Origin of the sequence: Mesorhizobium sp. M7A.F.Ca.MR.362.00.0.0, assembly GCF_004023175.1 — a bacterium.
In the GTDB taxonomy this organism is placed as follows: domain Bacteria; phylum Pseudomonadota; class Alphaproteobacteria; order Rhizobiales; family Rhizobiaceae; genus Mesorhizobium.
Genome location: NZ_RZTF01000388.1, coordinates 4866 through 6015, shown reverse-complemented (window position 1 = coordinate 6015; position 1150 = coordinate 4866). Strand labels below are relative to the sequence as shown.

Here is a 1150-nt window from a genome sequence, read left to right as displayed (position 1 = left end):
GCTGGAAGCCGTCGAGGCCTGGCGTATCGAAGTCGCTGGGCAGCACAAAGGCCGAGCCCATCGAGACCTCATTGGCCGCGCCGCCATGATGAAGCAGCGCGGTCTTGCTGCCGCCGATGTTCAGGATGCGGCGCTGGTCGGCGCCGAGACAGGCGACGAACGCCGAGGCCTGCGCCGACGCCTTTGCCAATGCCTTTGCCGGTCCGCCGAAAAGGCCAGGAATGAGCGGCGCATGCGCCTCGTAGGCCATGACGCCTTCGCAATGCAGCCGGGCCGGCAACGCGCTCAACGCCTCCGACAAGGCTGCGGGATCAGCAAAACCGCCGCGATGCAGCCCGACATCGATCTCGAAAGCGATGCGCAGGCCGATGCCGAGTTCGCCAGCGAGGGAGCCATATTCCGCCAGTCTCTCCTCGCTGTCGATCAGCCAGCAGACGCGCGACCAGTCGGTATCGGCTTTCACCAGCGCCGCCCTTGCCGCGCCGATCGGCATCGGCTTGCCGTAGAGCAGATCGGCATCCGGGAACGCCTTCAGCACCGCCTCGCTGATCGGCGGGTGGAAGGTCATGAAGCGCTCACTGCCAAGCGCCTTGGCGATATACGCAAGCAGCGGCATGCACGCGAGCGATTTGTCGACCAGCCGCACGGCCAGGCCGGGATCCAGTCTCTCCTTGACCAGGGCAATGTTGCCGTCCAGCCGGTCGCGATCGAGCAGCAGGCAGGGTTGGAAGATGCCGGCTTCCTTCAGCGCATCCGAGAGGGTGGAAAAATAGGTGCTCATCATTCGATGCCGAACAAGCCGGCCATATAGGGCGAGACGAAGCGGTTTTGCGGATCGACGTCGCGGCGCACCGCCATGGCGTCGTCCCAGCGCGGGTAGAGCTTTTTCAGATCCGCCGCTTTCAGGCTGTGCATCTTGCCCCAATGCGGCCGGCCGCCATATCTGCGGAAGATCGGCTCCGCCGCCCGCATGAACGGCAGAGGATCGTTCGCTGCATCATGGTGGATGGCGATGGAGCAGGTCAGCCTGTTGTAGAATGGCGAAAGCCAGAACTGGTCCGGCGCGACCGAGCGCACCTCCATCGGGAAATAGACCTCGGGAAAGCGCTTCTCGGTCAGCTCGATGATCTCGGCCAGCGCCTTCGGCCCC

At 64.6% G+C, this 1150-nt stretch carries 2 protein-coding genes; both read right to left on the bottom strand.

What is annotated here, in order from left to right; all coding sequences use genetic code 11:
* Positions 1–781 (bottom strand): alanine racemase (locus tag EOC06_RS30870; protein WP_164898820.1); only part of this gene is annotated, 781 nt, incomplete at its 3' end.
* The coding region (locus tag EOC06_RS43930; protein ID WP_281062124.1) for a D-arabinono-1,4-lactone oxidase at positions 781–1150 on the bottom strand (370 nt) is incomplete at its 5' end. The genes EOC06_RS43930 and EOC06_RS30870, both read right to left, overlap by 1 nt.